Raw genomic sequence first — 26,404 nt, 5'->3', positions numbered from 1 at the left:
TTTTGAAGGAGCGCCATGAGCATCCTCGTCAACGAAAACACGAAGGTCCTCTGCCAGGGCATCACCGGCTCGGCGGGCTCGTTCCACTCGAAGCAGATGTTGGAGTACGGCACGAAGCTCGTTGGCGGTGTCACGCCGGGCAAGGGCGGCACCAGCTTCGAGGGCAAGGTTCCCGTGTTCAACACGGTCGCCGATGCCGTGAAGCAGACGGGCGCGAACACGTCCGTCATCTTCGTCCCGCCCCCGTTCGCCGCGGACTCCATCATGGAGGCCGCTGACGCGGGCGTGTCCCTCATCATCACGATCACCGAAGGCATCCCGGTCCTCGACATGGTGCGCGCCAAGCGCTACCTGCAGGGCAAGCCGGGCGTGCGCCTCATCGGTCCGAACTGCCCGGGTGTCATCACCCCCGGCGCCAAGTGCAAGATCGGCATCATGCCGGGCCACATCCACAAGCCGGGCCGCATCGGCGTGGTGTCGCGCTCTGGCACGCTGACGTACGAGGCCGTGCACCAGCTCACGCAGCTGGGCCTGGGCCAGTCGACGGCGGTGGGCATCGGCGGAGACCCGGTCAACGGCACGGACTTCGTGGACGTGCTGAAGCTGTTCAACGCGGATCCGGACACGGACGCGGTGATCATGATTGGTGAGATCGGCGGCAGCGCCGAGGAGCTGGGCGCGGAGTACGTCGCTCGCGAGTTCACCAAGCCCATCGCCGGTTTCATCGCCGGCCAGTCGGCGCCTCCGGGCAAGCGCATGGGCCACGCGGGAGCCATCATCTCCGGCGGCAAGGGCACGGCGACGGAGAAGATCAAGGCGATGGAGGCCGCGGGAATCGTGATGGCCGCCAGCCCCGCCGAGCTGGGCACCACCCTCCAGGAGGCCGTGAAGCGCGGCCCCAAGAAGCGCTAACACCCCTCAGGGGCACAAGGAGCCAGTCAAAATGGCCATCGAGCGTACGCTGTCCATCATCAAGCCGGACGGTCTGCAGAAGGGCGTCATCGGGAAGATCATCAGCCGCTTCGAGGAGAAGGGTCTGAAGCCGGTCGCCATCCGGCTCCAGCAGCTCTCCCAGAAGGAGGCCGAGGGCTTCTACGCGGTCCACAAGGCCCGGCCCTTCTTCAAGGACCTAGTGCAGTTCATGATCTCCGGCCCCGTCGTCCTGATGGTGCTGGAGGGCGAGAACGCCGTCCTGGGCAACCGCGACATCATGGGCGCCACCAACCCCGCGCAGGCGGCCGAGGGCACCATCCGCAAGGACTTCGCCACCAGCATCGACCAGAACACGGTGCATGGCTCCGACAGCCTGGAGAACGCGAAGAACGAGATCGCGTACTTCTTCCGCGAGACGGAAGTCCAGCCGTACGAGTACACCGCCAAGAAGTAGGCGGCAGGGCCCCGGAAGGGGCCTCTGACTGACGGCCCGGTGTCGGCACCCGCGAGGGGCTGGCCCGGGCCGTTGGTCTTCCAGCGGGGCAGGGGAGGGGTGCTCATGCCTGGAGCAGGACTCAGGGAGCGTGCGCTCCTTTGACTTGTCGTGCCCAGGTGTGGGAAGGGACGCCCCGGGCCTTACCGTTCAATAGCGCGACGACGATGACCGAGACCTCCGCCACCCCCTCTCTTCCTGTCACGGAGCCGCTGCCGGCGCCCGCGCCCGCGAAGCTCGTGGACGTGGCCAGCCTTTCGCTGGAGGCGCTCACCCGCTTCGTCACCGAGCAACTGGGCGAGCGCGCCTTCCGTGCCCCCCAGGTCTACCGCTGGCTGCATCAGCGCGGCGCCACGTCGTTCGACGAGATGACGGACCTGTCCAAGGTCCTGCGCGAAAAGCTGAAGGTCGCCGCGGAGATCGTCCCGCTGGTGAAGGACCTGGAGCAGCGCAGCATCGACGGCACCATCAAGTACCGGTGGAAGACGCGGGACGGGCGCTACATCGAGTCCGTCTACATGCCCTCCGAGGACCGCAGGACGCTGTGCGTGTCCACCCAGGTGGGCTGCGCCATGGCCTGTGGCTTCTGCATGACGGGCACCATGGGCCTCAAGCGCAACCTGACGCCCAGCGAGATTGTCGCCCAGGTCCACGCGGTGAACCGCGAGGTCCGCAAGAACGAGGGCCACGAGACGCTGCGCCCGCTCTCCAACCTCGTGTTCATGGGCATGGGCGAGCCGCTCCACAACTTTGAAAACCTGAAGACGGCGCTCTCCATCCTCCAGTCCGAGGACGGGCCGAACTTCAGCCACCGCCACATCACCGTCTCCACCGTCGGCCTCGTTCCCATGATCGAGCGCTTCGGCCAGGAGACGGACGTGAAGCTGGCCATCTCCCTCAACGCCAGCACCGACGAGCAGCGCAGCAAGACGATGCCCGTCAACCGCAAGTGGAACATCGCCGCGCTGCTGGACGCGTGTCGCAAGTTCCCGCTGCGCCAGGGACGCCGCATCACCTTCGAATACGTCCTCATCCAGGGCTTCAACGACAGCGATGAGGACGCGCACCGCCTCATCCAACTGCTCAAGGGAATTCCGGCGAAGGTCAACCTGATTCCCTACAACGAGAACCCGGGTCTGGGGTTCCAGACCACCGCGGAAGAGCGGGCGGAAGAGTTCCGGGCCATCCTGTCGGATGGTCACGTGTCCGCCTACATCCGCAAGAACCGGGGCCGGGACATCGCTGGCGCCTGCGGGCAGCTCGCCAATCGTGGTGAGGCGTCCGCAGCCGAAAGCACGACATAAAGTCCCGAGCTTCCTTGACAATCCGGCGGGTGCGGCGTTAAGAGCGCCACCCCGTTTCCATCGTCGTAACCTGTTCGCTGGAGTACTCCATGGCCGTCGTCCTCCGTCTTGCCCGCGCGGGCGCCAAGAAGAAGCCCTACTACCACGTGGTCGCCACCGACTCCCGCAACCCGCGGGATGGCAAGTTCATCGAGGCCGTTGGCGCGTACGACCCGAACATCACCCCCCCGAAGGTGGAGTTCAACGAGGAGCGGCTGAACTACTGGCTGAAGACGGGCGCGACGCCGTCGGAGACCGTGGCGGACCTCATCAAGGTCGCCGCGAAGGCTCCCAAGTCCACCCCCGCGGCTTGATCCGCGACCGCCTGTACTGAGCGGACGTGGAGCAACTCCTCACGTATCTGGCGCGGGCCCTGGTCGATCAACCGGACCAGGTGGGCCTGCGCATCTCCGAGGTGGACGGCGCGCGGCTCTATGAGCTGAAGGTCGCCCCCGAGGATGTTGGCAAGGTCATCGGCCGTGATGGGCGTACCGTGAATGCCCTCCGGACGCTGCTCAATGCCGCCGCCCAGAAGTCAGGCCAGAAGGTTCGTCTGGAGATCCTCGACGACCGGCGCAATGCGGCCAGCGGTCAGCCCGCCGCCGCACCGGACGCGTCACGGTGACTCCGAACCCCTTGCTTGAGCTGGGCTTCATCTCGCGCGCGCACGGACTGCGCGGCGAGGTGGCCGTGCGTCCGTTTGATCCAGGATCGGAGACGCTCGCCACCGTCGAGCGGGTTCGCATCCGCACCCGGGCGGGCGTGGAACGCGACCTCAAGATGGAGGAGCTGCGGCCCACGCCGAAAGAGGACATCGTCGCCTTCGAGGGCGTGGAGACGCGCACGGAGGCCGAGTCGCTCGTGGGCTCCACCGTGTTCGTCTTCCGCGAGGACCTGGAGCCGCCCGAAGAGGGCCAGTTCTTCCAGGGCGATCTGGTGGGCCTGTCCGCCGTGGACGAGGCCGGCACGCCCCTGGGAACGGTGGAGGAGATCTGGGCCACCGGCGAGGTGCCGAACCTGGTGATCCGCGCCGCGGGGCGGCAGGAGCTGGTGGTGCCGTTCGCGGATGAGTTCGTCCCCACCGTGGACATCGCCGCGCGGCGCATCGTGATCCGCCCTCCCGAGTACGTGGAAGTCGGCCGCCGCGACGCGGACAAGGATGCGCCCGACGGGTCCGAGCAGTGAGTCCGCCGTATCCGGTGGAGCTGCTCACGCTGTTCCCCGGCATGGTGACCGGCTACCTGGGGGCCAGCATCCTCGGCAAGGCCCAGGAGAAGGGCCTGCTCTCCACCACCATCACCGACATCCGCGAGTACGCGGAGGGCAAGCATCGCGTCACGGACGACGCTCCCTACGGGGGTGGGGCCGGGATGGTGATGAAGCCCGAGCCGCTGATCGCCGCGATTGAAGCCGCGCGTTCGCGACTGCCCGGCGCGAAGGTGCTGCTGATGAGCCCTCGCGGCGTGACGTTCACCCAGGCCGCCGCACGTGAGCTTGTCTCCCACACCACGGGGTTGATCCTCGTCTGTGGTCGCTACGAGGGCGTGGACGAGCGGGTGATGAGCTACCTGGATGGGGAGCTGTCCCTGGGAGACTTCGTCCTCACCGGTGGGGAGGTCGCCGCGATGGCGGTGGTGGACGCCGTGGCGCGGCTGGTCCCCGGGGTGCTGGGGAATGTGGCGTCCTCGGTGTCGGAGAGCTTCGAGGAGGGCACGCTGGAGCATCCCCAGTACACGCGCCCGCCTGTCTTCCGGGAGGTCGAGGTGCCCGCCGCCCTCCAGTCGGGAGACCATGCCCGCATCGCCCGGTGGCGCCGTTGGAAATCGCTGGTGCTCACACGAGAGCGCCGGCCCGACTTGTTCTCCCGCCTGACGTTGTCCAAGGCGGATCAAAAACTGCTGGCTCGCCGCGAGGAAGACCTGTAACCCTGGGGGTTCTCAGTGGATTGGGCTTCAGCGGGCTTGTCCGACACCATTCTCTCTGGTAGTACGGCCCGCTCTTTCACGCGTTCATCGTCGCGTTAGCTTCCGCTTTACTGGAGTCTGTCATGCGTAACAGCGCCATTCAGCACGTCGAGGCCAAGTACCTGCGCCAGGACGTCACCTCGTTCCGTTCTGGTGACTCCGTGCGCGTCTTCTGGAAGGTGAAGGAGGGCGAGAAGGAGCGCGTCCAGGCGTTCGAGGGCACCGTCATCCGGAAGACCTCGGGCAGCCACAGGGCCACCTTCACGGTCCGCAAGGTGTCCTTCGGCGTCGGCGTGGAGCGCATCTTCCCGCTGCACAGCCCCCGCTACGAGAAGATCGAGGTCCTCTCGCGTGGCCGCGTGAACCGCAGCCGCCTGTTCTACCTCCGCGACCTCAAGGGCAAGGCGGCCCGCGTGGACGTGCAGGAAGATCCCGACAAGGCCCCCAAGGCCGCCAAGGCCTCCTGAGCGCCTGAGTCCTCGTCGGCCCACGGGCCGTCGTGAGAAGGAGCGTCCGATCCCGGGCGCTCCTTTTTTCATTCGCGGTAACATGCGCCGGCCATGCAATTCGTCGAGGTCGCCGTCCAGAATGTCCGGGGCTTTACTCCCGCGGGCCGCTTCTCGCTGAAGTCCGGGTACCTTGTCCTCAAGCCGCCCTCGGCCGAGGCGAGCCCGTTCGCGGGAGTCCTGCTCGCGCTGCTCTTCGCGGACGGTCGGGGCGGAGACGCCTCCTTCATCGCGCCCGGTGCGAAGTCCGGCAAGGCCGCGCTGACCTTCCAGGGCGTGGATGGTGCGACGTACCGGGTCCTGCGGGAGCTGGGCGGCTCGGGGACGCTGCACCGCTTGAACAAGGCGACGCAGCAGCCGGAGCTGGTGTCTTCGGATGCCTCGGAGATGAACCAGTTCATGCGCGGGCAGGTGGGGCTGCCTCCGCGGACGACCTTCGAGCAGCTCTACTGCCTCCAGGTGGGGCAGCTTCCATCCCGGCGTCCACGCAAGGCCGCGGCTAAGGCCGTGGATCCCAAGGCGTCCGGCAAGTTCCCCTCACTGGCGTCCGCCTCCACCGTCGCGCCCTCCGACGACATCGCCGCATCCGAGGCGAAGGCGCGCGCGTTGGAGGCGGAGCTCATCTCCGCGCGCGAGGTGGATGGGCTCCAGTTCAAGGTGGACGGGCTGTCCTCGCAGATCTTCGACGCGGATCAGCGCCTGAAGGGCACCGAGGGGCTGAAGGTGGCCATCCACGACGCGGAGAATGCGTGGCGGGCCGCGCCGACGCCGCAGACGCTGGGGCTTCCCCAGGACATCCTCAACCGGGTGCAGCGCTATTCCAAGGTGGTGGCGAAGCGGGACGATGCGCTGGTCCGGCTCGGCGCGGACCGGGATGCGGACGCGGCGGACGTGCCGGACTCGGTGGAGCCGCTGACAGAGGACCGTGGCTTCTGGGTCGGCATCGCAGTGGGCGTGCTGTTTCTCGGGCTGGGGTTGGGTCTGGGGCTCGGCATCGACAGCACGTTCCGCTACCTGGCGCTGCTGGACATCCCCGCCTTCGGCTTCTCCGCGTTCGTCGCGCTGCGCTACGTGGATGAACTCCAGAAGTCCTCGCAGCGAGGCAGCAAGGAAGGTCGCTTCGACGCGCGCGAGAAGAAGATCCACGAGGAGTTCGAGGCCGAGGCCGCGCCGGTGCGCATGGCGCAGAAGGCACTCGGCGTGGAGAGCCTGGACGAGATTCCCGCCGCGCTTGAGCGCAAGGAGCTGCTGGCCGCTCGCGTGGTGGAGCTGAAGGATCAGCTCGCGGCGGTGGAGGCGGACCCCGAGTTCGTGGCCGCGTCCACGCAGCGCCAGGCGCTGAAGGACCAGCTCGAGGCACTCAACGCGGAGCTCATTCAGAAGGGCTCCTACGTGCGCGACATTCGCGAGGTGGAGCGGGAGCTCGGCCGGGTGAAGGAGTCCATCGCGCTGGCGAAGGCGCCACCTCCGCCGGCCGCTGCCGGACCGGATGGTGCTCCCGCGCCCGCGGAGCCGCTGGAAGATCCTTCCCCCGCGCTGCTGGCACAGGCCGCGGACATCTTCACCACGGATGTGCTGAGCGTGCAGGCCATGCTCAAGGATCGCTGCGTCCAGTACCTCACCGCGCTCACGGACCGCCGCTACCAGGGCGTCGAGTGGGACAAGGAGGGTCGGGCCTTCGCGCTCGCGGGCGGGCGACGGGTACCGGTGGGCGAGATTCCGCCGAAGGACCTGGACCTGTATTACCTGGCGCTGCGGATGACGGTGGTGGAGAAGGGGAGCGCGCGCGTGAAGCGACCCTTCGTCCTCGAGGATGTCTTCGCCGGCGTCGAGGAAGTGAAGCTGCCGCTCATCGCCCGGATGCTGAAGCACCTGGGCACGCTGACGCAGGTGCTCCACGTCACCCCGCACCCTGGCTTCGCCCAGATGTCGGACGGCACGGTTAACGTGTAGTCCGATGTGGAAGGTGTCCTCCGTGGGGGAGGACGGTGGGGGTATGGGGATGGGGCGTGGGGTGCGGCGGGAGTTCGGGGATGAGGCGGAATCGGTGGCGGTGCGGTACCTGGAGGAGCGGGGCTGGCGGGTGAGGGCGCGGAACTGGCCGTGTCGTTACGGCGAATTGGATGTGGTGGCCGAGCGAGAGGACACCGTGTGCTTCGTCGAGGTGCGGATGCGCTCCTCGGCCGTATGGGGAGACCCGGCGCACACCGTGTCCTTCGCCAAGCAACGTCGGGTGGTGAAGGCGGCGCTGCACTATCTCTTCGCTCATGACCTGCGTGAGCGGATGATGCGCTTCGACGTGATTTCCGTGGTGGGGCGTGGAGCGCGCGCCACCGTGGAGCACATTCCCGGCGCCTTCGATGCGGGCATGTAAGGGGAAGGCATGGCTGGAACGCTGTACCTGGTGGCCACGCCCATCGGGAACCTGGGTGACATCTCGACGCGCGCGCTGGAGACCCTCCGCGCGGTGCGCTTCATCGCCTGCGAGGACACGCGGCACTCCCGTGTGCTGCTGGACCACTTCGGCATTGGCGGCAAGGACCTGGTCAGCCTGCCCGCCTTCGCGGAGGGGCAGCGGGCCGGGCGAATCCTCGATCGAATCGCAGAAGGGGATGACTGCGCGCTCGTCACGGACGCGGGCAGTCCGGCCATCAGCGACCCCGGAGAGCGGCTGGTGGCGGAGGCGCTGGAGCGAGGGCTGACGGTGGTTCCAATCCCGGGCGCCACGGCCCTCGTCGCGGCCCTGAGCGCGTCCGGGCTGCCCACGGGGCGCTTCCACTTCCTGGGGTTCCTGCCCCGCAAGGGCGCCGAGCGGCGCGCCATGCTGGAGGAGGTGGCCGCGCTGTCCGCGACGCTGGTGCTCTACGAGTCTCCGCGCCGTCTGGGAGAAACGCTTCCGGACCTGCAGGATGCCTGGGGGGACCGCCGTGCGTGTGTCGCCCGCGAGCTGACCAAGCTGCACGAGGAGTTCGTGCGAGGGCCGCTGTCGGAGCTGTCCGCGCGCTACGCGACGGAAGAGGCCCGGGGTGAGGTCGTGGTGCTCGTGGAAGGCCGCACCGGAGAGCGCCGCTGGTCCGAGGAAGAGCTGCGGCGCGGGCTCGAAGAGGGGCTTGCTCGCGGCGAGAAGCTCAAGCCCCTGAGCACCGAGCTGGCGCGTCGTGCGGGCTGGTCGGGACAGGACGTCTACCGACTCGGGTTGTCGCTGAAGCGGTGAGTCGAAGCGGGTCCCAGGAGGTGCGTGCTCCCTCCTGGCGGCTGCGTTGCTGCTGCCCGCGACACCGGGAGGCAGGCGGTGGATGCCGCGCCTCCCGGGTGTCACCTGCCGCTAGAAGTTGAACGAAGCGCTCAGGTCGAAGCGGAACGTCGTGCTGCCGATGGCGCGGAAGCGGCGGGAGACCAGGTCATAGCGCCAGTCGAATGTCGGGTTGAGCTCGGGCGAGCCCACCGCCGTGTCGACCTGACCATCACCGTTGAGGTCCTGGCCCATCTCCTCGTTCGTCAGCGTGTGGTCCGTGTTGTAGAGGAACGTGCCCGACGCGCGAATCTTGAAGGTATCCGACGCGCTCGCGGTGGCGCCGAGCATGCCGCCGACCTGGAAGTACTCCTCGGAGGTGAGCAGCTTGCGAAGCGCCGCGCTCAGCTCGTTGTTGTACCGGCCCGCGCCCACGTAGTTGCCGATGGCCCGCAGGTCCAGGGTGAACTTCTGGTGCTTCTGAGGCCTGTCGAACGGCACCAGCTCCACACCGGCGACCATCCCCAGCATCTCCGGCGACTTGATGCCCGTCTCCTTGCGGTTCCACGGACCTTCGCCGCAGTTGCCAGGAGCACCCAGGTTTGTGGGGTTCGACGTGCGCTGGTCGCAGTTCGAATAGAAGAGAGGGCCTCGGACGGGGATGGTGTAGCTGGCCTTGAAGTACGGCTCGGCCACGCCCATGCGGCGCGAGAACGCCGTGTAGAGCTGGTACTTGTGGACCCGGTCGCCAATGTTGCCGCGCTCGTCCGAGTTCGTGGTGTCCACGCTCGGGTCCCTCACCTTCGCGGTGGGGGCCTCGTAGTCGATGCCGACAATCCAGGTGGGCTTGGTCTCGTCCTTCGCCTGGTTGAAGAAGGCGTAGGCCAGGCCGAAGTGGAGGTTGCCCAGTCCGCCCCGGAAGCTCTCCTGCGGCACGCCGAAGAGCGGCACACCGTTGGTCTGCGGGTCCGAGAGGCATCCCGCGATGGTCGAGCCATCCGCGTTGATGCAGTTGTTGGTGATGGTGGAAGACTCCTGGGACGACTGGGAGGTGAAGTCCCATCGCTCGTTCTGCTGGAACACCAGCGGGAGCGTGAAGGACAGCTCCAAGTCCCTGTAGAGACCCACCGCCAGCCTCAGGTTGAGGCGGGCATCGACGCCCTTGTACCAGAGCTCCGCGGCGTCACCGCGCGTGGCTGGTGAGCCATCCTCGTTGGGCGGCGTGCCCGCGGGCGCGAGCTGCTCGCGGACAATCTTCGCGCGAGTCTGCGTACGTTCGAACCCGACATCGATGAACAGGTCGAACGGATCGTCATCCTCGAAGGAGGAAGCGATCCGGGTGATATCTGCCGCGCTGGCGGCGAACGGCGCGCCCAGCATCAGCGCGGCGAGTACGGCGCGAAGCCTGTGCATCCGACCTCCGACGGCGAAACGAGCGGGCCTTCCGGCAAGCCCGGGGGCTTCCAGCTAGCCGCGCCGTCGAAGGAGTGTCAAGAATCGGGTTGCTTTTACTTCCCCGCGACGGAGGTTCCGAGCAGCCCTTCCAGGCGCCGGACCTCGTCATCGAAGCCCGTCTTGTGGCCGGCCGCCATGGTGCGGCGGTAGGTCTTGTGCTGGTCGAAGGGGTCCAGCACCCGGTCGTCCTGGGTCATCAGCTGGTAGTGGAGGTGGGGCGCGAAGGAGCGGCCCGTGTTGCCGCTCCGGGCGATGACCTGGCCCACGTTGAAGCGCGAGCCCGGGTGGATGTCCTTGGACACCTCGTCCAGATGCAGGAAGAGGGCGCGGCGGCCACGGCCGCCCGTCTCCACCAGCTCCAGGCAGTTGCCGTTGCTGCCCCAGTTCCAGTTCTTGCGCTTCACCACGCCGGCGAAGGGCGCCTTGACGGGCGTGCCCACCGGGGTGCGGAAGTCCACGCCCTTGTGGCGGCGACCGTCGCGCAGCAGGGACGTCACCTGCTCGTAGTCGTCCAGCGGCGACTTCTCCAGGCGAAGCTCCAGCTCCTCGCCAGTGGACAGGTAGTAGCGCGCGGCACCCTCGGTCCCGGCCTGGTAGCGGTACGCACTCAGCGTCTTGCCCAGCTTGGCGCTGGTGAAGCGCACCGCGTGGACCAGGGGCTCCTCGTTGGGGCGGCGCTGGAAGAGCACGTCCAGGGTGTCGCCGCGCAGGATTTCACCCGGCACCTCCACCCACCACACCAGCGTGCGCGTCACCACCTGCGCCAGGGCCGGGCCCACGTCCGCGCCAGCGGAGTTGTTGAGGGCCGTCTCCAGCGGGCCCTCGATGCGCATCGACGCGCGCTCCAGGCCCGCGGCCTTCACCGGGTCCACGGGGACAGGCGCCGCGAGAGGGGCCGCCGCGAGGGCGCCCGCATCCGCGGGGCCGGTGGCCTCGGCGACAGGCTGGTGGATGGCGGCCTCGCCCGTGGCGTTCGCCATCCGTTGCTTCCACCACCACACGCCCCCGGCGGCTCCGCCAAGGATGAGTGACACGGCGACCACGGGCCCGATGGGGCTGCGCTTTGGAGGTGCACCGAGGGTGGGAAGGTTCGGCCGCATACAGGCTCCCTGGTTTGGAAAGAGTGGGCGGGCGCGAAAACCAGCGCCCGCGACGAGGAATTCCGCCAGCCGAGGGTCAATCCTCGGGGCCGTCCTCTTGCTCGTCTGGCGTGGTGTCGCGCAGACCGAATTCCTTCATCTTCGTTTGCAGGGACTTGCGGCTGATCTGTAAGAGCCGCGCGGCCCGGGTGACGTTGCCACCCGTCTCATCGAGCTTCTTGACGATGAGGTCCCGCTCCAGCTCCGCCGCCTTCATCCGGACGATGTCCTTCAGGCCCACCTCACCCGTGGGAACTTCCAGGGTCGGTGCGCTGGGGGGCGGAGCGGGGCTTGCCTGGACGCCCGCTCCCTGCCGAACGGGCTCTGGCAGGTCCTTGGCGGTGATGAGCGGTCCGTCCGCGAACAGCAACGCGCGCTCGATGAGGTTCTCCAGCTCGCGGATGTTGCCCGGCCATGCGTAGCCCTGCAGCAGCGCCAGCGCGTCGTCGGTGATGCCTTCGATCTTCTTGTTGAGGCGGCGGTTGTACTTGTCCACGAAGTGCCGCGCGAGCATCAGGATGTCGCTGCGGCGCTCTCGCAGGGGGGGCAGGGTGAGCGGCACCACCGCCAGCCGGTAGTACAGGTCCTTGCGGAAGCGGCCGGCTTCGATCTCCGCCTGGAGGTCGCGGTTGGTGGCGGCAACGAGGCGCACGTCCACGCGCGTCGTCTTGATGCCACCCACGCGCTCGAACTCGCCTTCCTGGAGCGCGCGCAGCAGCTTCACCTGCATCTCGACGGGAATCTCCCCGATTTCGTCCAGGAAGAGGGTGCCGCCGTCGGCCAGCTCGAACCGGCCGGGCTTGGAGGTGACGGCGCCGGTGAAGGCTCCGCGCTCGTAGCCGAACAGCTCGCTCTCCAGCAGCGTGGCGGGGATGGCCGCGCAGTTGATCTTGATGAACGGCTTGTCGCGACGGCTGGAGGCGCCGTGCAGCGCGGTGGCGATGAGCTCCTTGCCGGTGCCGCTCTCGCCGGTGATGAGCACCGTGGAGGGCGTGTCCGCCACCTTGTCGATGACCTTGTAGACGTCCTGCATCTGGGGCGACTCGCCGATGATGGCGGCGCGCGCCTTGAGGTCCGGACGGACGGAGCGACGGGCGCTCTCGTTCGTCTTGGCGGCCTTGGCGACCACGGCGGACAGCTCCGTCTGGTCGAAGGGCTTGGTGATGTAGTCGAACGCGCCCGCCTTGATGGCGTCCACGGCCGAGTCCACGGTGCCGTGCGCGGTGATGATGATGACCGGCACGTCGGGGTTGGCGGAGCGGATGGTGCTCAGCACCTCCATGCCGCCCACCTTGGGCATCACCAGGTCCGTCACGATGATGTCGGCGCCGTTCTTGTGGAACTCCGCCAGCCCCTGCTCACCGTTCTCCGCGACGGTGACGTCGAAGCCATCCCGGCGCAGCATCGCGGCGAGCACCTTGCGGAGATTCGCCTCGTCGTCGATCACCAGGACTTTTGCCATGGGAGCAGGGCGCGGAGGGGCCGGACTAACGACGGGCCGACGCCGCGGTGGGGCCCTCAAGGGTGCAGATGGCGTCCGGGTGCTTGATGCGCAAGAGGAGCGCCTCCAGCACGCGGAACGGATGGTTCATCCTCGAGGCACCCAGGTAGGCCGCCACCATGTCCATGGCCACCGCCAGGTCCATGTTCTCCCGGCCGGTGGACACCACCACGCCCGAGTCACCGCGCAGGCGGTTGGACTGGTAGACGCCATCCGAGGCCAGCTGCTTGAGGGTCTCGATCTCCAGCACGCCCGTCTTCTCGTAGATGCGGTGCAGCGCCGAGTACAGCCGGGGCGACAGCACGACGGCATAGGGGCCGAAGTGGCCGTGCTCGTTGAGCGTGCGCGTGGCCTCGACGACGGCCTGGAAGCCGCCGCCCGCCACCGTCCAGTCACCCAGCGGCACGGTGAGCCGGCCGTTGGCCGTCATCAGGCCCTCGTAGCCCAGCTTCGCGTCGCCGTAGAAGATGAGCTCGTCTTCCTGCTGCGCGCACAGCGCCGCGGCGCCCGCGGCGGCGGACACGTCCAGCGGCATGTTGTGCGTCCGGGCCGCCTCGATGTCGCGCCAGTGCAGCAGGAAGTCCTTGTAGATGATGGGGATGGTCTTGAACTTGCGCGCGTCGGTGAAGACCATCGCGGTCTCCTGCTCACCGACGATGTCCACCGCGCCCGGGGACACGCCCTGGAACTCGTCGTAGGGCACCGTCTGAACGCCCGCGCCCAGCGGACCGTAGATGTCGAGGATGCGGCGGCCCACGAGCGAGCGCCGCGCGACCTGGATGACGGTTTCATTCAGGCGCGCCCACTCCTCTTCACGGAGCGGGTTCTCGGCATGTCCAAGGAAGTCAGGCATCGAACAGTCTCCAGATACTCAACAAGGAGAAAAGAAAAGGAACGTCTTCAGCGATTGCCGCCGCCGCCACCACCGCCACCACTCCGGCGGAGCGAGCCCACCGTGAGGGGATGGGACTCCACGGCGGGCGGCGGAGCGGGCAGGCCGTACATCAGGCGCTGCGGGGGAAGGGCGGTGAGCGGCTCCACCGGGGACCGGCCGTTGATGACGTTCGGCGCCGGTGGGGTGGGGGAGGGCGAATGGGCCGCGACGGGTGTGCCCGCATCGGCGACGGCCTGCTGGAAGTGCCCGGCCGCGATGGGACTGGTGAAGCGGGCGTCCTGGTTGGCGTCGAGCATGCGCAGCATGTGAACCGCCTCGGACACGTGTTCCTTCTCCTCTGTCGCCAGGTGGAGGAAGAACGCCTTCACTTCGGGGTGGGAAGCGGCCCGGGCGAAGGACTCGTATTCGTTGATGGTCTCCAGTTCGCGCGCCAGCACGCGGCGAATGCGCGCCACGTCGTCCAGGTCGCTGTCCGGGGTTTCGGCCATTGGGAATGGACCCTTGCAATCCGCCGGGGGCACCGTCAAGAGAAACAGGGCCCGGTGGGTTTCCTGCTTCATGCCACTTGACGTCACGCATAGAGTCCGGCGCTCGTGACCGCCTCCGTGCCCGAGCCTTCTCCGCCGCCTCCCACCGCCCCGTCTCCTCGGTCCGAGCGCTCCAGCGGCCGAGGCGCGTTGCTCGTGGCCACGGGCATCCTCGCCTCGAAGCTCGTGGGGCTCGTGCGCGAGCGCGTCTTCGCGCACTACCTGGGCAACGAGGCGGCGGCGGCCATCTTCAAGGCGGCGCTGCGCATCCCCAACTTCCTGCAGAACCTGTTTGGCGAGGGCGTGCTCTCCGGCTCGTTCATTCCGGTGTACGCCCAGCTGCTCGGCCGCAAGGACACGGAGGAGGCGGACCGGGTGGCGGGCGCGGTGTTCGGCCTGCTGTCGCTGGCCACCGCGCTGCTCGTGGGCGCGGGCATGCTCTTCACGCCGCTCTTCGTGGACCTCATCGCCCCGGGCTTCGAGGGCCACGCGCGCGAGCTGGCCATCCGCGTGGTGCGCGTCCTCTTCCCGGGCACCGGCTTCCTGGTCCTGAGCGCCTGGTGTCTGGGCATCCTCAACAGCCACCGCCGCTTCCTGCTGTCGTACCTGGCGCCGGTGGTGTGGAACGGCGCCATCATCCTCACGCTGCTGGTGCTGGGCGGCCGCTATGGCGAGGAGCGCCTGGTGGAGCTGCTCGCCTACGGCGTCGTGGCGGGCAGCTTCCTCCAGTTCGCGGTGCAGGTACCGAGCGTCCTCAAGTTGCTGGGGCGCTTCAGGCCCTCGCTCTCCACCGTGGCGGCGCCGGTGCGCCAGGTGCTCAAGAGCTTCGGGCCCGTCGTCCTGGGGCGCGGCGTGGTGCAGTTCAGCGCGTGGGTGGACACCGCCTTCGCCACGCTCATCTCCGAGCGGGCCATGTCCTCGCTCGTCTATGCGCAGACCATCTACCTCATCCCGGTGAGCCTCTTCGGCATGGCGGTGTCCGCGGCGGAGCTGCCAGAGATGGCGCGCGCGGCGGATGGCGAGAGGGAGGAGGTCGTCGCGAAGCTGCGGACGCGCATCGACGCGGGCGCGCGGCGCATCGCCTTCTGGGTGGTGCCCTCGGCCGCGGCCTTCTTCTTCCTGGGAGACATGGTCGCCGCGGCGCTGCTGCAGACGGGCCGCTTCGGCGCGGCGGACTCGCGCTACCTCTGGTACTTGCTCATCGGAGCGTCCGTGGGGCTGGTGGCCGCCACCGTGGGCCGGCTTTATGCCTCCGCGTTCTACGCGCTGAAGGATCCGAAGACGCCGCTGCGCTTCGCCATCGTCCGCGTGGCGCTGGGCTCGCTGGGGGCCTGGGTCCTGGGCCTTCACGGGCCCGAGTGGCTGGGGCTCCCCCCTGAACTGGGTGCGCTCGGCCTCACGCTCTCCAGCGGCATGGTGGCCTGGCTGGAGTCGACCCTTCTGCGGCGCAAGCTCTCCAGGCAGCTGGGCCGCGTGGGCGTGCCTTCGGGGTTGCTGCCCCGGCTGTGGGGCGCGGCGGTGATCGCCGGAACGGTGGCCCTGGGGGTGAAGCTGGGGCTCGCCTCGGTGCTGGGTCCCATGCCCGGAGTGCAAGCGGAGTGGGGCGGGGCCTTCCTCGCCCCCCCCGCGATGCATCCCATCCTGGGATTCATCGCCGTCGCCCTCCCAATGGGAGTAATCTATTTCGCGGTGGCCGCGGCGCTCGGTGTGCCGGAGGCCAGCGCGGTGTTCCGCAAGGTTTCTGGCCGCCTGCGTCGCAAGCGCTAAGTCCGCGCCATGGCTCGGCTCCTGACGGGGCAGGTAGGCTTTGATTGGGGGTGCAACCAGGTGTCGGAAGGGATGGCGTAAAGGGCTCTCGTCGTTAGGGTCCTGGCGGTGGTGTGGACCACGTGCGCGTCATCGGGGCTTCCTCCCGACAGGGCGCGCGTGTAGAGTGCGCCGCCTTTTTCATGGGCTCCGGCTTCACGGGAAGTCTGGGCTGACTTCGTCTCAGGAAGGTCTCGGCAGTGAGCGACGAGAAGAACGGTTCCAATGCGGGCGGTCCTGGCGGAATGGGCCCCAAGAAGCCGAAGGCGACCTTCGGCGACGTGATGCTCGGCATTCCTTCGGGCGGCGCAAGCCGTGGCGAGGGAGGTCGTGGCGGCGGCGGCGGTCGCGGAGGCGAGCGCGGCGGTCCCGGTCAGGGCCGCGATGCTCAGCCGCGTCCCGAAGGAGGAGCTCCTCGCGAGGAGCGCCGTCCGCGGGGCGGTGGCAGCCCAGGGGGTGAGCGCCGCGGTGGTGGCGGCGAGCGCCGTCCGTCCGGCCCCATGGTCGTCGTGAAGCGTGCGTCGGGTGCCATCGAAACGCGGGGTCCGGTGGGTGAGCAACCCGCCGAGGCGACCGCGACGGCGGAGGCCACCACGGCCGCCGCCGAGGCCTCCGGCGCCACTCCGACTCCCACGCCGCGCCCTGTCGCGCCGACGCCGGCGCCTTCCACGGCGCTGTACGAGGAGGTCCCCGAGTCCGAGTCCTTCGCCGAGATGTTCGAGGTGCAGGTGAAGGAGGGGGGCGCTCCGGGTCGTCGGGGCGTCCGCCTGGGCGAGAAGGTCAAGGGCACCATCTTCCAGCTCGGCGCGGACACCGCGTTCGTGTCGCTGGAGGGCTCGTCCAAGAGCGAGGCGATGATCGAGCTTCGCGAGCTCAAGGACGACGAGGGCATCCTGCGCTTCGGCGTTGGCGACAGCCTGGAGGCGCACGTCATCGAGGTGGGCGCCAAGGGCATCGTGCTGAGCCGCGCGCTGGCCAAGGGCAGCGCGTCCATGGCGATGCTGGCCGAGGCCCGCGCTTCCGGCATGCCCGTCGAGGGCATGGTGCTGAGCGTGAACAAGGGCGGTGTCGAGGTCGCCATCGGTGACCAGCGCGCCTTCTGTCCCATCAGCCAGCTGGACCTGCGCTACGTGGAGAAGCCGGATCAGTTCATCGGCGAGAAGCTCAAGTTCCGCGTCACGGAGGTTCGTGACCGCAACGTGGTGCTGTCGCGCCGCTCGCTGCTCGAGGACGAACAGCGCACGCTCGCCGCGGAGACGCGCAAGACCCTGTCCGAGGGCAGCATCGTCAAGGGCAAGGTCTCTGGCGTGCGCGACTTCGGCGTGTTCGTGGACCTGGGCGGCGTGGAGGGGATGATCCCCGTCTCCGAGCTCTCGTACACGCGCGTGGGTCACCCCAGCGACGTGGTGAAGTCCGGCGACGAGGTGGAGGTGGAGATCCTGCGCATGGAGCCCGCGCAGCCCAACTCGCCCGACAAGACCAAGCAGAAGGAGCGCATCACGCTGTCCATGCGCTCGCGGCAGGAAGATCCCTTCAAGAAGGCGATCTCCGAGATCAAGGAGGGCGACCGCCTGCAGGGCAAGGTCGTCCGCCTCCAGCAGTTCGGCGCGTTCGTGGAGCTGCGTCCGGGCGTGGATGGCCTGGTGCACATCTCCGCGCTGAGTGATCGCCGCATCGCGCACCCGCGCGACGTCGTGAAGGAAGGCGAGACCATCTGGGTCGCCGTCGAGAAGATCGACGCGAACGAAAAGCGCATCGGCCTGCGCCGCATCACCGAGGAGGAGGCGCAGCGTCCTCCCGAGGAGCGCACGGCTCCGGTGGCCGCGGAGAAGACCGCGCCTTCGGCTCCGGCCGCGCCGCGTCCCAAGGCGGGGCAGGTGGTGGTGGGCAAGGTGGACCGCATCGAGCCCTACGGCGTGTTCCTCCAGTTCCCGGGTGGCAAGGGTCTGCTGCCGGCCAGCGAGACGGGCACCGAGCGCGGCACGGATCTGCGCAAGCACTACGCGCTCGGCCAGGAGGTGAAGGTGGCGATTCTCGACATCGACGCTTCCGGCAAGATTCGTCTGTCCGTCACCGCCGCGGTGCGCGCCGAGGAGCGTGCCGAGGTGGAGGAGTGGCAGAAGACGCAGCAGCCGCAGGGCGCCGCCGCTGGCAAGAAGGGCTTCGGCACGCTCGCCGATCTCTTCAGCAAGTTCGGCAAGTGATTCACCGGACTCGAGCACGTGTGACGCGTGTTCGAGTTCGCGGGAAATAGATGTTGCAGTCCACGGCGAGGGGCGGTACTACCTCCCTCGCCGCTGACGCGGGGTGGAGCAGCCTGGTAGCTCGTCGGGCTCATAACCCGAAGGTCGCAGGTTCAAATCCTGCCCCCGCAATTAGGAATGCCAGAGGCCCGGAGAATAGAAAGCCGGGCCTCTGGTGTTTATAGGCAAACACAACATGTCGCGGGGTGGAGCAGCCTGGTAGCTCGTCGGGCTCATAACCCGAAGGTCGCAGGTTCAAATCCTGCCCCCGCAACTTGGTGTCTTTCGAGGGCCTGTCTGGATTCGGAAGAAACCGCAAGGTTGAAGACCCCGGTCGCCAGAGATGGTGGCCGGGGTTTTCTCTTTGGTGTGCTTGGATGCCTTCGCGTCAGCGCGCCGCCCCGCCCCTCAGCCCAATGGCAGATCAACCCGGGGGCAGGGGAGTGTCCGTGCCCTGACGACCGCCTGGACTCCCCGTCACGTCTGGCTTGACACCGGAGAAACTGGGTAGGTCCGTCAGCACTGGAATGTTGGCCATGGACATTGCAGCCCCTTGAGATAACTGGGGATTTTTCAGACGAGGTCTCTCGTGGATACGGAAATCTCCCGCCATCATAGAAAAAACCGCAATGTCGCCTTTCAACCTACACCAGTAAAGGCACTAATCTCTCCAACAGGTGACAAATTGTCACCTGGGAGCCAATCAGAACAGACCTGAGCTTCCGGCAAGGCTGTCGGAACGCGACGTATCGGGTCTCCCGGGCGGCTCCCACCCCGCGCAATCCCATGGGAGCACCCCCACGTGAGAAGGTTGGTTGCCAAGCTGTCCGGCCTGGCGCTGGTACTTTCAGGTACTGGCTCCTTCGCCCGGACGCTGCCGAACTACGACGCATTCCTGGAAGCCAAGCCCGCGGGTCGCACCGCCGCGAGCTTCAAGCCGGTGGACGCCGACACGGATGTCCGTGTCACCCACCGGGATGAGCACACCGGCGCCCCTCGCTTCCTGTGGGCCACTGGTGGCGCACAGAACAAGCTGAAGGCGCAGTACGCCAGCATGGCGCCGGCGCAGGCGGCCCTCACCCAGCTCAACGACTACGCGGCGATGTACGGCGTGAAGTCGTTCGAGGTGGCCGGTGCCCGCGTCTCCGCCGTCAAGCAGCTGCCCCAGGGTGTCAAGGTCGTCACCGTGGCGCAGGAGGTTTCCGGCGTCGAGGTGTTCCGCCAGAGCCTCCGGCTGCTGTTGAACAAGAACAACGAGCTGGTGTCGGTCTCCGGCACCATCTCCGAGCACGTGACGGCGCGGGCCGCGCCGGAGCGGATGCGTTTCAAGCTGTCGGCGAAGTCCGCCATCGCCGCCGCCTTTCAGGACGTCACGGGCTCCGCGCTCGACGGCAGCCTGCTGAACCAGGTGAAGAGCGCGAAGCCCACGGGCCGCTATACGCGCTACGCCCTGGCCTCGTACGCGCGACCGCAGGAAGAGAGCCTTCGCGAGCCCGCCCGCGCCAAGCAGGTCTACTACGCGCTTCCGAACGCGCTGGTGCCCGCGTACTACGTGGAGGTCATCACCGGCCGCGAGAACAGCGTCGATTCGGACGCCTACGCGTACGTCATCTCCGCGTTGGATGGTCGCGTGCTGTCTCGCAAGGACATGCGCGAGCAGGCCGCCTTCAGCTACCGCGTCTTCGCGGACACCACACCCCCGTATACGCCTCATGACGGTCCCGCGGGCACGAACGCCACGCCGCACCCGGACGGTGCGCCGACGGGCTTCCGGCCCGCGTTCGTTCCTCCCTCGCTCGTCACCCTTCAGAACGCGCCCTACAGCCAGAATGATCCGTGGCTCGCGGCGGGTGCGACGGTGACTGCCGGCAACAACGTGGACGCCTACGCGGACCTCTTTGCGCCGGACTTCTTCAGCGCGGGCGACCTTCGCCCCACCGTCACGGCTCCCGGCGTGTTCGACCGGACGATGCTGTTCGACATCCAGCCGAACGCCAATGCGGAGCAGATCGCCGCGGCGACGACCAGCTTGTTCTACCTGAACAACTGGCTGCACGACTGGTACTACGACTCCGGGTTCGACGAACTCTCGGGCAACGCGCAGCTCGACAACTTCGAGCGCGGTGGCGAGGACGGCGACCCCATCCAGGCGCAGGCGCAGGACTACAGCGGCACCGACAACGCCAACATGCTGACGCCGGCGGATGGTGCCTCACCGCGCATGCAGATGTACCGCTTCTCCGGTCCGCGCGAGACGTACCTGACGGTGAATGCTCCGGCCCATGTCGCGGGTAACTATGCCGTCGGAATCGCATCCGGCATGGGTGCCCAGGCGTTCGACGTGGTGGGCAATGTCGTCATCGCGCTGGACGAAGTCACCGCGGGGGGGCCGTCCACCACGGACGGTTGCACCCCCCTGACCAACGCGGCGGCGGTGGCTGGGAACATCGCCCTCATCGACCGCGGTGGCTGCGGCTTCGTCGACAAGCTCACCAGTGCGCAGGCCGCTGGGGCGACGGGTGTCATCATCGCGGACAACGCCGCGGGGCCGGTCGCGGACATGGGCGGCACCTCGACCACGCTCACCATCCCCGCGCTGCGCATCACCCTGGCGAATGGCAACCTGCTCCGCAACGAGCCGGGCCTCAACGTGCGCCTGTTCCGTGCGCCGAGCATCGGCCCGGACGGCACCGTCGACAACATCATCGTCGCGCACGAGTGGGGGCACTACATCAGCAACCGCCTCATCCTCGATGCGGGCGGCCTCGTCAACCAGCAGGGCCGTTCCATGGGCGAGGGCTGGGCTGACTTCCACGCGCTGCTCATGGTGACCCGGGCGGAGGACATCAACGTCCCCTCCAACCCTGACTGGACGGGTGCGTACGGCGCGGCGGAGTTCGCCCCCCGCTACGGCTCTCCCGACAGCGCCTTCTTCGGCATCCGCCGCGTGACGTACTCGTCCGACATGGCGAAGAACGCGCTGACGTTCCGCCACATCGCGAACTCGTCCGCCCTGCCCACCACCGCGCCCATCATTACGAACACCCTCCCGAACTCGCAGTTCCACAACTCGGGTGAGGTGTGGGCCACCATGCTCTGGGAGGCCTATACGTCGCTGCTGCGCGTCCACCCGTTCCAGGAGGCTCAGGACCGGATGAAGCAGTACATCGTCCTGGGGTACATGCAGACGCCCTACGCGCCCACCTTCCTGGAGGCGCGTGACGCCATCCTCGCGGGTGCCTATGCCATCGACCCCGCGGATGCGGAGCGGATGTGGACGGCCTTCGCCAAGCGTGGCGCCGGTGTCGGCGCCGTGGCCCCGTCCTATGTCTCCACCACCCACGAGGGTCTGGTCGAAAGCTTCCGCACCGGTCCCGCGCTGGGGCTCGTGAGCGCGACGCTCTCCGACGACCTGCCCACCGGTTCGTGTGATCGCGACGGTGTGCTCGACAACGGTGAGACGGGTCGCATCGTCGTCACCATCGCGAACACCGGCTCGCACCCCGCGCGCAACGCCTCGGTGACGGTGTTCTCGCCGTCCCGCGGTGTCGTCATCGGCAACGCGGGCGTGGTCCGCCTGCCTGAGATTCCCGTGTTCGGCCAGGTGACGGTGGCGCTGCCGGTGACCCTGACGGGCGCCGCGACGGCCTCCGTCGCGGAGTTCATCATCGCCTTCCGCGATGAGAACCAGGCGGTTCCGGGAGACGTCATCGCCGCGCTGAACGCGGTGACGAACTACGACGAGGCTCCGGAGACCAGCCGGACGGAGAACGTCCAGTCCAACCCCGCGACGCTCCCCTGGGAGCTCGAGTCCAGCGAAGCGCCTGAAATCAACGAGTACTTCTTCGGGCTCGTCTACGTCGATGAAGCGTTCATCGACCGCGCGTTCTTCGGCGAGAACCGGGAGTTCCCCACGGACTTCTGGCTGAAGACCCCGCCGCTCAACGTGAGCGCCACCGCGCCGTTCATCGTCAGCTTTGACCACACCTACGACTTCGAGGCCGACGCGAACGCCAACTACGACGGCGCCGTCATCGAGCTCACCGAGGACAATGGTCAGACGTGGATCGACATCGGCGTCCCCCTGTACGGTGGCGTGCTGGATACGGCCCCGGGCGTGCTGAACCCCCTGCAGGGCCGTCAGGCCATCGTCGGCACGAGCGCGAACTTCCCCACGCTCGATCCCGCGACGCTGGACCTGGGCACCACGTACGCTGGCAAGACGGTCCAGATCCGCTTCCGCATCGGCACCGACAACTTCGTCGGCGCGACGGGCTGGGCGCTGGACAACCTGTCCTTCAGCGGCATCGACAACACGCCGTTCACCTCCCTGGCGGCGGACAACAACGTGTGTCTGAACCGTCCTCCGGTCGCCAACGCCGGTCCGGACCAGACGGTGCCCGAGCGCACCGCGGTGACGGTTGCGGGCAGCGCGACGGACGCCGACGGCAATCCGCTCACGTACACCTGGACGCAGTTCTCTGGCACGGCGGTGACGCTGTCCGGCGCCGACACGGCCACCGTGACCTTCACGTCCCCTGAAGTGGCGTCGGACCGCGACATCGTGCTGCGGCTGAACGTCAGCGACGGCAGCCTGACGTCCACGGACTTCGTGACGGTGCGCGTGCTCAACGTCAACCGCGCTCCCACCGTGAACGCGGGTCTGGATGGCTCGGCGAATGAGCGTGGCAGCTTCACCCTGTCCGGCTCCGCGAGCGACGCGGATGGCGACAGCGTCACCTACCTCTGGACGCAGGTGTCCGGCACTCCGGTGGCGCTGACGGGCTACACGGCCGCCTCCGCCACGTTCGCGACCCCCGAGGTGGACTTCGACACGACGCTCACGTTCCGCCTCACCGTCTCCGACGGCAAGGTCAGCGTGAACGACACCGTGGACGTGGTCATCCACGACGTGAACCGCGCCCCGGTGGTCACCGCTTCGTCGGTGACGGTCGATGAGCGCAGCACCGCCAACCTCACGGCCACGGCCTCGGATGCGGACGGTGACACGCTGACGTACGCCTGGACGCAGCTGTCCGGTGCCCCGGTGACGCTGTCCGGCGCGGACACCGCGACGGCCTCCTTCGCGACGGGCGAAGTGGCCGCCAACGCCGTCCTCACCTTCCGGGTGACGGTGTCTGACGGTACGGCGACCGCCACGCAGGACGTGACGGTGAACGTGCTTCACATCAACCGCGCGCCGACGGTGAACGCGGGCCTGGATGGCTCCGTGAACGAGCGCGCCGTGGCCACGCTGAGCGGCTCGGCGAGCGACGTGGATGGCGACGCCCTGACGTACACCTGGGTGCAGACGGCCGGTACTCCGGTGGGCATCACCAACGCCACCTCGGTCATCGCCACCTTCACCGCGCCGGAGACGGCGACCGGTGAGACGCTGACGTTCCGCCTGACGGTGAGCGACGGCAGCTCCACCGCGAGCGACACGGTGAACGTGCAGGTCAATCCGGTGAACCGCACGCCGGCGGTGACGGCCTCGCCCGTCACGGTCAACGAGCGCACCACCGCGACCCTCATCGCCACCGGGACGGACCCGGACGGTGACACGCTGACGTACGCCTGGACGCAGCTGTCCGGCGCCGCGGTGACGCTGTCCGGTGCGAACACCGCGACGGCCACCTTCACGGCCGCCGAGGTCATCACCACCGCCACCCTGACGTTCCGGGTGACGGTGTCGGATGGCACGGCGACCGCCAGCCACGACGTGACGGTGACGGTGCTCAACGCCAACCGCGCGCCGACGGCGAACGCGGGTGCCGACGGCACCGTGGGTGCTCGCTCCGAGTACACGCTGAGCGGCGTGGGCGGTGACGCCGACGGCGACGTCCTGACGTACACCTGGGTGCAGACGGCTGGTACGCCCGTGGGCATCACCCACGCCACCACCTCCACCGCCCGCTTCACCGCTCCCGACAGCGTGGAGACGCTGACGTTCCGCCTGACAGTGAGCGACGGGACGTCCGTCGCGAGCGACTCGGTGAACGTGGCTGTCACGAGGGTCAACCGGGCTCCGTCGGTGACGGCGTCCGCGGTGACGGCCGACGAGCGGAGCACTGTCTCCCTCGTGGCCCAGGGCGTCGACCCGGATGGCGACGCGCTGACCTACGCGTGGGTGCAGCTGTCCGGCACCCCGACGGTGACGCTGGAGAACGCCAACACGGCGACCGCGACGTTCGACGCGGGTAACGTGGACGACGACGCGGAGCTCACGTTCCGCGTGACGGTGTCCGATGGTGGCGCCACCGCGAACCAGACGGTGACGGTGACGCTGCGCAACGTGAACCGTGCTCCCACGGCGAACGCGGGTGCGGCGGCTTCCGCCGTGTCCGGTACCACCGTGACGCTGGATGGCAGCGCGAGCAGCGACCCGGATGGCACCTCGCTGTCCTACACGTGGACGCAGATCAGCGGCCCGTCCGTGGCGCTGTCCAACGCGGTCTCCGCCCAGCCGTCCTTCACCGCTCCGTCGGTGGAGGCGCAGCGCGACCTGGTGTTCAGCCTGGTGGTGAACGACGGTGCGGCCAGCAGCGCGGCCTCCCTGGTGGTCATCACCATCAACCCGGCGGCCATCCCCAACCGGTCTCCGGTGGTGACGGCGTCCGCGGTGACTGCCGACGAGCGGAGCACCGTCTCCCTCGTGTCGCAGGCCTCCGATCCGGATGGCGACACGCTGACCTACGAGTGGACCCAGCTGACGGGCGCTACCGTGGAGCTGCAGAACGCCGACGCGGCGACCGCGACGTTCGATGCGGGTAACGTGGACGACGACGCGGTGCTCACGTTCCGTGTGACGGTGTCCGACGGCACCTTCGATGCGACCCAGGACGTGACGGTGACGGTGCGCAACGTGAACCGTGCTCCCACGGCGAACGCGGGTACGGCGGCCTCCGCCGTGTCCGGTGCCACCGTGTCGCTGAACGGCGGCGCGAGCAGCGACCCCGACGGCGCCACGCTGACGTACCAGTGGACGCAGGTCAGCGGGCCGGCGGTGACGCTGTCCAACGCCACGGCCGCCCAGCCGACGTTCACCGCTCCGACGGTGACGGCCGAGCGCGACCTGGTCTTCGCCCTGGTGGTGAGCGACGGCGCGGCCAGCAGCACGGCCTCCCTGGTCGTCATCACCATCACCGCGCCGCCGGTTCCGAACCGTGCGCCCGTGGTGACGGCGTCCGCGGTGACGGCCGACGAGCGGAGCACTGTCTCCCTCGTGGCCCATGCCACGGATGCGGACGGCGACACGCTGACCTACGCGTGGACCCAGCTGACGGGCACCACCGTGACGCTGCAGAACGCCAACACGGCGACCGCGTCGTTCAGCGCGGGCGAAGTGGATGACGACGCGGCGCTCTCGTTCCGCGTGACGGTGTCCGACGGTGACGCCAACGTGAACGCGACGGTGACGGTGACGGTGCGCAACGTGAACCGTGCTCCCACGGCGAACGCGGGACCGGCGGCTTCCGCCGTGTCCGGTGCCACCGTGACGTTGGACGGCAGCGCGAGCAGCGACCCCGATAGCACCACGGTGACGTACCTGTGGACGCAGATCAGCGGTCCGGCCGTGACGCTGTCCGAGGCCACGGCGGCTCAGCCGACCTTCACCGCTCCGACGGTGACGGCCGAGCGCGACCTGGTGTTCAGCCTGGTGGTGAACGACGGGGCGGCCAACAGCTCGGCCTCCCTCGTCGTCATCACCATCACCGCGGCGCCGGTGGAGAATGTCGCTCCGGTGGCCAAGGCCCGCATCATCCTCAATGGCAGCCAGACGTCGATGACCCTCGACGGCTCGGCTTCCTCCGACGCGAATGGCGATGCCCTGACCTACAAGTGGGAGCAGACGGGCGGCCCGAGCGTGACGCTCAACGAGTCGACCAAGGCGGTGCTCAACGTGGACGTTCCGGAGCTGGATGACGACAGCGCCACGTTCACGTTCAAGCTGACGGTGAAGGACAGCCACAACGCCACCCACAGCGTCACGGTGGCGGCCACGGCCACCCCGGATGATGGGGGTGGTTGCTCGTCCACGGGCGCGGGTGCTCCGGCGGGCATGCTCGCCCTGGCGCTGCTCAGCCTGCTGCACCGTCGTCGTCGCGTGAACTGAGCCGGAAGCCGCCTCCTCTCGGGGAGGCGGTCTCCTCCGGGGACGGGCGCCTGACAGGCCCGGACCCGGAGGCTCTCCAGCGGTTCGAGCATTCTTGAAGTCCGACGGCCGGCATCCTCTCGCGAGGGTGTCGGCCGTCGTTCATTCCGGCGTCGTTCGCGGGACAACGTTCGTGGGGGCGAAGTGACGAGCCCCCGCCGCGTGACGGTGACTGGTGCACGAATCCGCCGCGCGGCGCACGGGTGGCCATG

General features: G+C 68.3%; 19 protein-coding genes and 2 tRNA genes. 16 read left to right on the top strand and 5 right to left on the bottom strand.

Annotated elements, in window-relative coordinates; genetic code table 11:
• The first annotated feature begins 15 nt into the window (after positions 1-15).
• The 11 genes from sucD to rsmI all read left to right on the top strand — a co-directional run bounded on the left by sucD (position 16) and on the right by rsmI (position 8,453).
• Entirely contained in the window at positions 16-912 is an 897-nt protein-coding gene (gene sucD / locus HUA75_RS34900) for a succinate--CoA ligase subunit alpha (protein WP_141645900.1), read from the top strand.
• Positions 913-943: 31 nt separating this feature from the next.
• The gene (gene ndk / locus HUA75_RS34895; RefSeq protein ID WP_141645901.1) at positions 944-1,387 is read left to right on the top strand and encodes a nucleoside-diphosphate kinase; all 444 of its coding nucleotides are present in this window, start codon (positions 944-946) and stop codon (positions 1,385-1,387) included.
• 206 nt (positions 1,388-1,593) lie between these two features.
• Positions 1,594-2,730, top strand: coding sequence for a 23S rRNA (adenine(2503)-C(2))-methyltransferase RlmN (gene rlmN / locus HUA75_RS34890; RefSeq protein ID WP_174488832.1), 1,137 nt, complete (start codon positions 1,594-1,596; stop codon positions 2,728-2,730).
• Positions 2,731-2,819: 89 nt separating this feature from the next.
• The gene (gene rpsP, locus HUA75_RS34885) at positions 2,820-3,083 is read left to right on the top strand and encodes a 30S ribosomal protein S16 (RefSeq protein ID WP_141645903.1); all 264 of its coding nucleotides are present in this window, start codon (positions 2,820-2,822) and stop codon (positions 3,081-3,083) included.
• A 26-nt stretch (positions 3,084-3,109) separates the two neighbouring features.
• Positions 3,110-3,394, top strand: coding sequence for a KH domain-containing protein (locus HUA75_RS34880; protein WP_174488831.1), 285 nt, complete (start codon positions 3,110-3,112; stop codon positions 3,392-3,394).
• Entirely contained in the window at positions 3,391-3,954 is a 564-nt protein-coding gene (gene rimM, locus HUA75_RS34875; RefSeq protein ID WP_141645905.1) for a ribosome maturation factor RimM, read from the top strand. Before HUA75_RS34880 ends, rimM begins: the two co-directional genes overlap by 4 nt.
• The gene (gene trmD, locus HUA75_RS34870; RefSeq protein ID WP_174488830.1) at positions 3,951-4,694 is read left to right on the top strand and encodes a tRNA (guanosine(37)-N1)-methyltransferase TrmD; all 744 of its coding nucleotides are present in this window, start codon (positions 3,951-3,953) and stop codon (positions 4,692-4,694) included. Before rimM ends, trmD begins: the two co-directional genes overlap by 4 nt.
• 122 nt (positions 4,695-4,816) lie before the next feature.
• Positions 4,817-5,200 carry a 50S ribosomal protein L19 gene (gene rplS, locus HUA75_RS34865; RefSeq protein WP_174488829.1) on the top strand — a complete coding sequence of 128 codons (384 nt, stop codon included), beginning with the start codon at positions 4,817-4,819 and terminating at the stop codon, positions 5,198-5,200.
• Between the two features lie 93 nt (positions 5,201-5,293).
• A complete protein-coding gene (locus HUA75_RS34860) occupies positions 5,294-7,192 on the top strand; it encodes a chromosome segregation protein SMC (RefSeq protein WP_141645908.1) in 1,899 nt (632 codons plus the stop codon).
• 43 nt (positions 7,193-7,235) lie between these two features.
• Positions 7,236-7,613 (top strand): YraN family protein, encoded by a 378-nt coding sequence (locus HUA75_RS34855; protein WP_174455348.1) that lies wholly within the window; start codon positions 7,236-7,238, stop codon positions 7,611-7,613.
• Positions 7,614-7,622: 9 nt separating this feature from the next.
• The gene (gene rsmI / locus HUA75_RS34850; protein ID WP_174488828.1) at positions 7,623-8,453 is read left to right on the top strand and encodes a 16S rRNA (cytidine(1402)-2'-O)-methyltransferase; all 831 of its coding nucleotides are present in this window, start codon (positions 7,623-7,625) and stop codon (positions 8,451-8,453) included.
• Positions 8,454-8,564: 111 nt separating this feature from the next.
• Here rsmI and HUA75_RS34845 read toward each other — a convergent pair whose 3' ends face one another.
• The 5 genes from HUA75_RS34845 to HUA75_RS34825 form a co-directional block, all read right to left on the bottom strand.
• Positions 8,565-9,884 carry a hypothetical protein gene (locus HUA75_RS34845; protein WP_174488827.1) on the bottom strand — a complete coding sequence of 440 codons (1,320 nt, stop codon included), beginning with the start codon at positions 9,882-9,884 and terminating at the stop codon, positions 8,565-8,567.
• Between the two features lie 95 nt (positions 9,885-9,979).
• Positions 9,980-10,906 (bottom strand): M23 family metallopeptidase, encoded by a 927-nt coding sequence (locus HUA75_RS34840; protein WP_371746259.1) that lies wholly within the window; start codon positions 10,904-10,906, stop codon positions 9,980-9,982.
• Positions 10,907-11,102: 196 nt separating this feature from the next.
• Entirely contained in the window at positions 11,103-12,527 is a 1,425-nt protein-coding gene (locus tag HUA75_RS34835) for a sigma-54 dependent transcriptional regulator (RefSeq protein ID WP_141646340.1), read from the bottom strand.
• A gap of 25 nt (positions 12,528-12,552) precedes the next feature.
• Entirely contained in the window at positions 12,553-13,419 is an 867-nt protein-coding gene (gene encA, locus HUA75_RS34830; protein WP_141646339.1) for an encapsulin nanocompartment shell protein EncA, read from the bottom strand.
• Positions 13,420-13,466: 47 nt separating this feature from the next.
• Positions 13,467-13,949 (bottom strand): ferritin, encoded by a 483-nt coding sequence (locus HUA75_RS34825; RefSeq protein WP_174488826.1) that lies wholly within the window; start codon positions 13,947-13,949, stop codon positions 13,467-13,469.
• Positions 13,950-14,054: 105 nt separating this feature from the next.
• Between HUA75_RS34825 and murJ the strand changes: the two genes are divergently transcribed.
• The 5 genes from murJ (at position 14,055) to HUA75_RS47180 (ending at position 26,153) form a co-directional block, all read left to right on the top strand.
• On the top strand, positions 14,055-15,755 hold the full coding sequence (gene murJ, locus HUA75_RS34820) for a murein biosynthesis integral membrane protein MurJ (RefSeq protein ID WP_174488825.1): 1,701 nt from the start codon (positions 14,055-14,057) through the stop codon (positions 15,753-15,755).
• A 284-nt stretch (positions 15,756-16,039) separates the two neighbouring features.
• The gene (locus HUA75_RS34815) at positions 16,040-17,998 is read left to right on the top strand and encodes a S1 RNA-binding domain-containing protein (RefSeq protein WP_174488940.1); all 1,959 of its coding nucleotides are present in this window, start codon (positions 16,040-16,042) and stop codon (positions 17,996-17,998) included.
• A 97-nt stretch (positions 17,999-18,095) separates the two neighbouring features.
• Positions 18,096-18,169: transfer RNA gene (locus tag HUA75_RS34810), tRNA-Met, on the top strand.
• 68 nt (positions 18,170-18,237) lie between these two features.
• Positions 18,238-18,311: transfer RNA gene (locus tag HUA75_RS34805), tRNA-Met, on the top strand.
• A 528-nt stretch (positions 18,312-18,839) separates the two neighbouring features.
• The gene (locus tag HUA75_RS47180) at positions 18,840-26,153 is read left to right on the top strand and encodes a myxosortase-dependent M36 family metallopeptidase (protein WP_174488824.1); all 7,314 of its coding nucleotides are present in this window, start codon (positions 18,840-18,842) and stop codon (positions 26,151-26,153) included.
• The last annotated feature ends 251 nt before the right edge of the window (positions 26,154-26,404 follow it).

It is taken from the genome of Myxococcus sp. CA040A (genome assembly GCF_013336725.1).
GTDB classification, from domain to species: Bacteria; Myxococcota; Myxococcia; order Myxococcales; family Myxococcaceae; genus Myxococcus; species Myxococcus llanfairpwllgwyngyllgogerychwyrndrobwllllantysiliogogogochensis.
The sequence above is the reverse complement of the archived record's forward strand: the minus strand, read 5'-3'. Positions and strand labels throughout refer to the sequence as shown.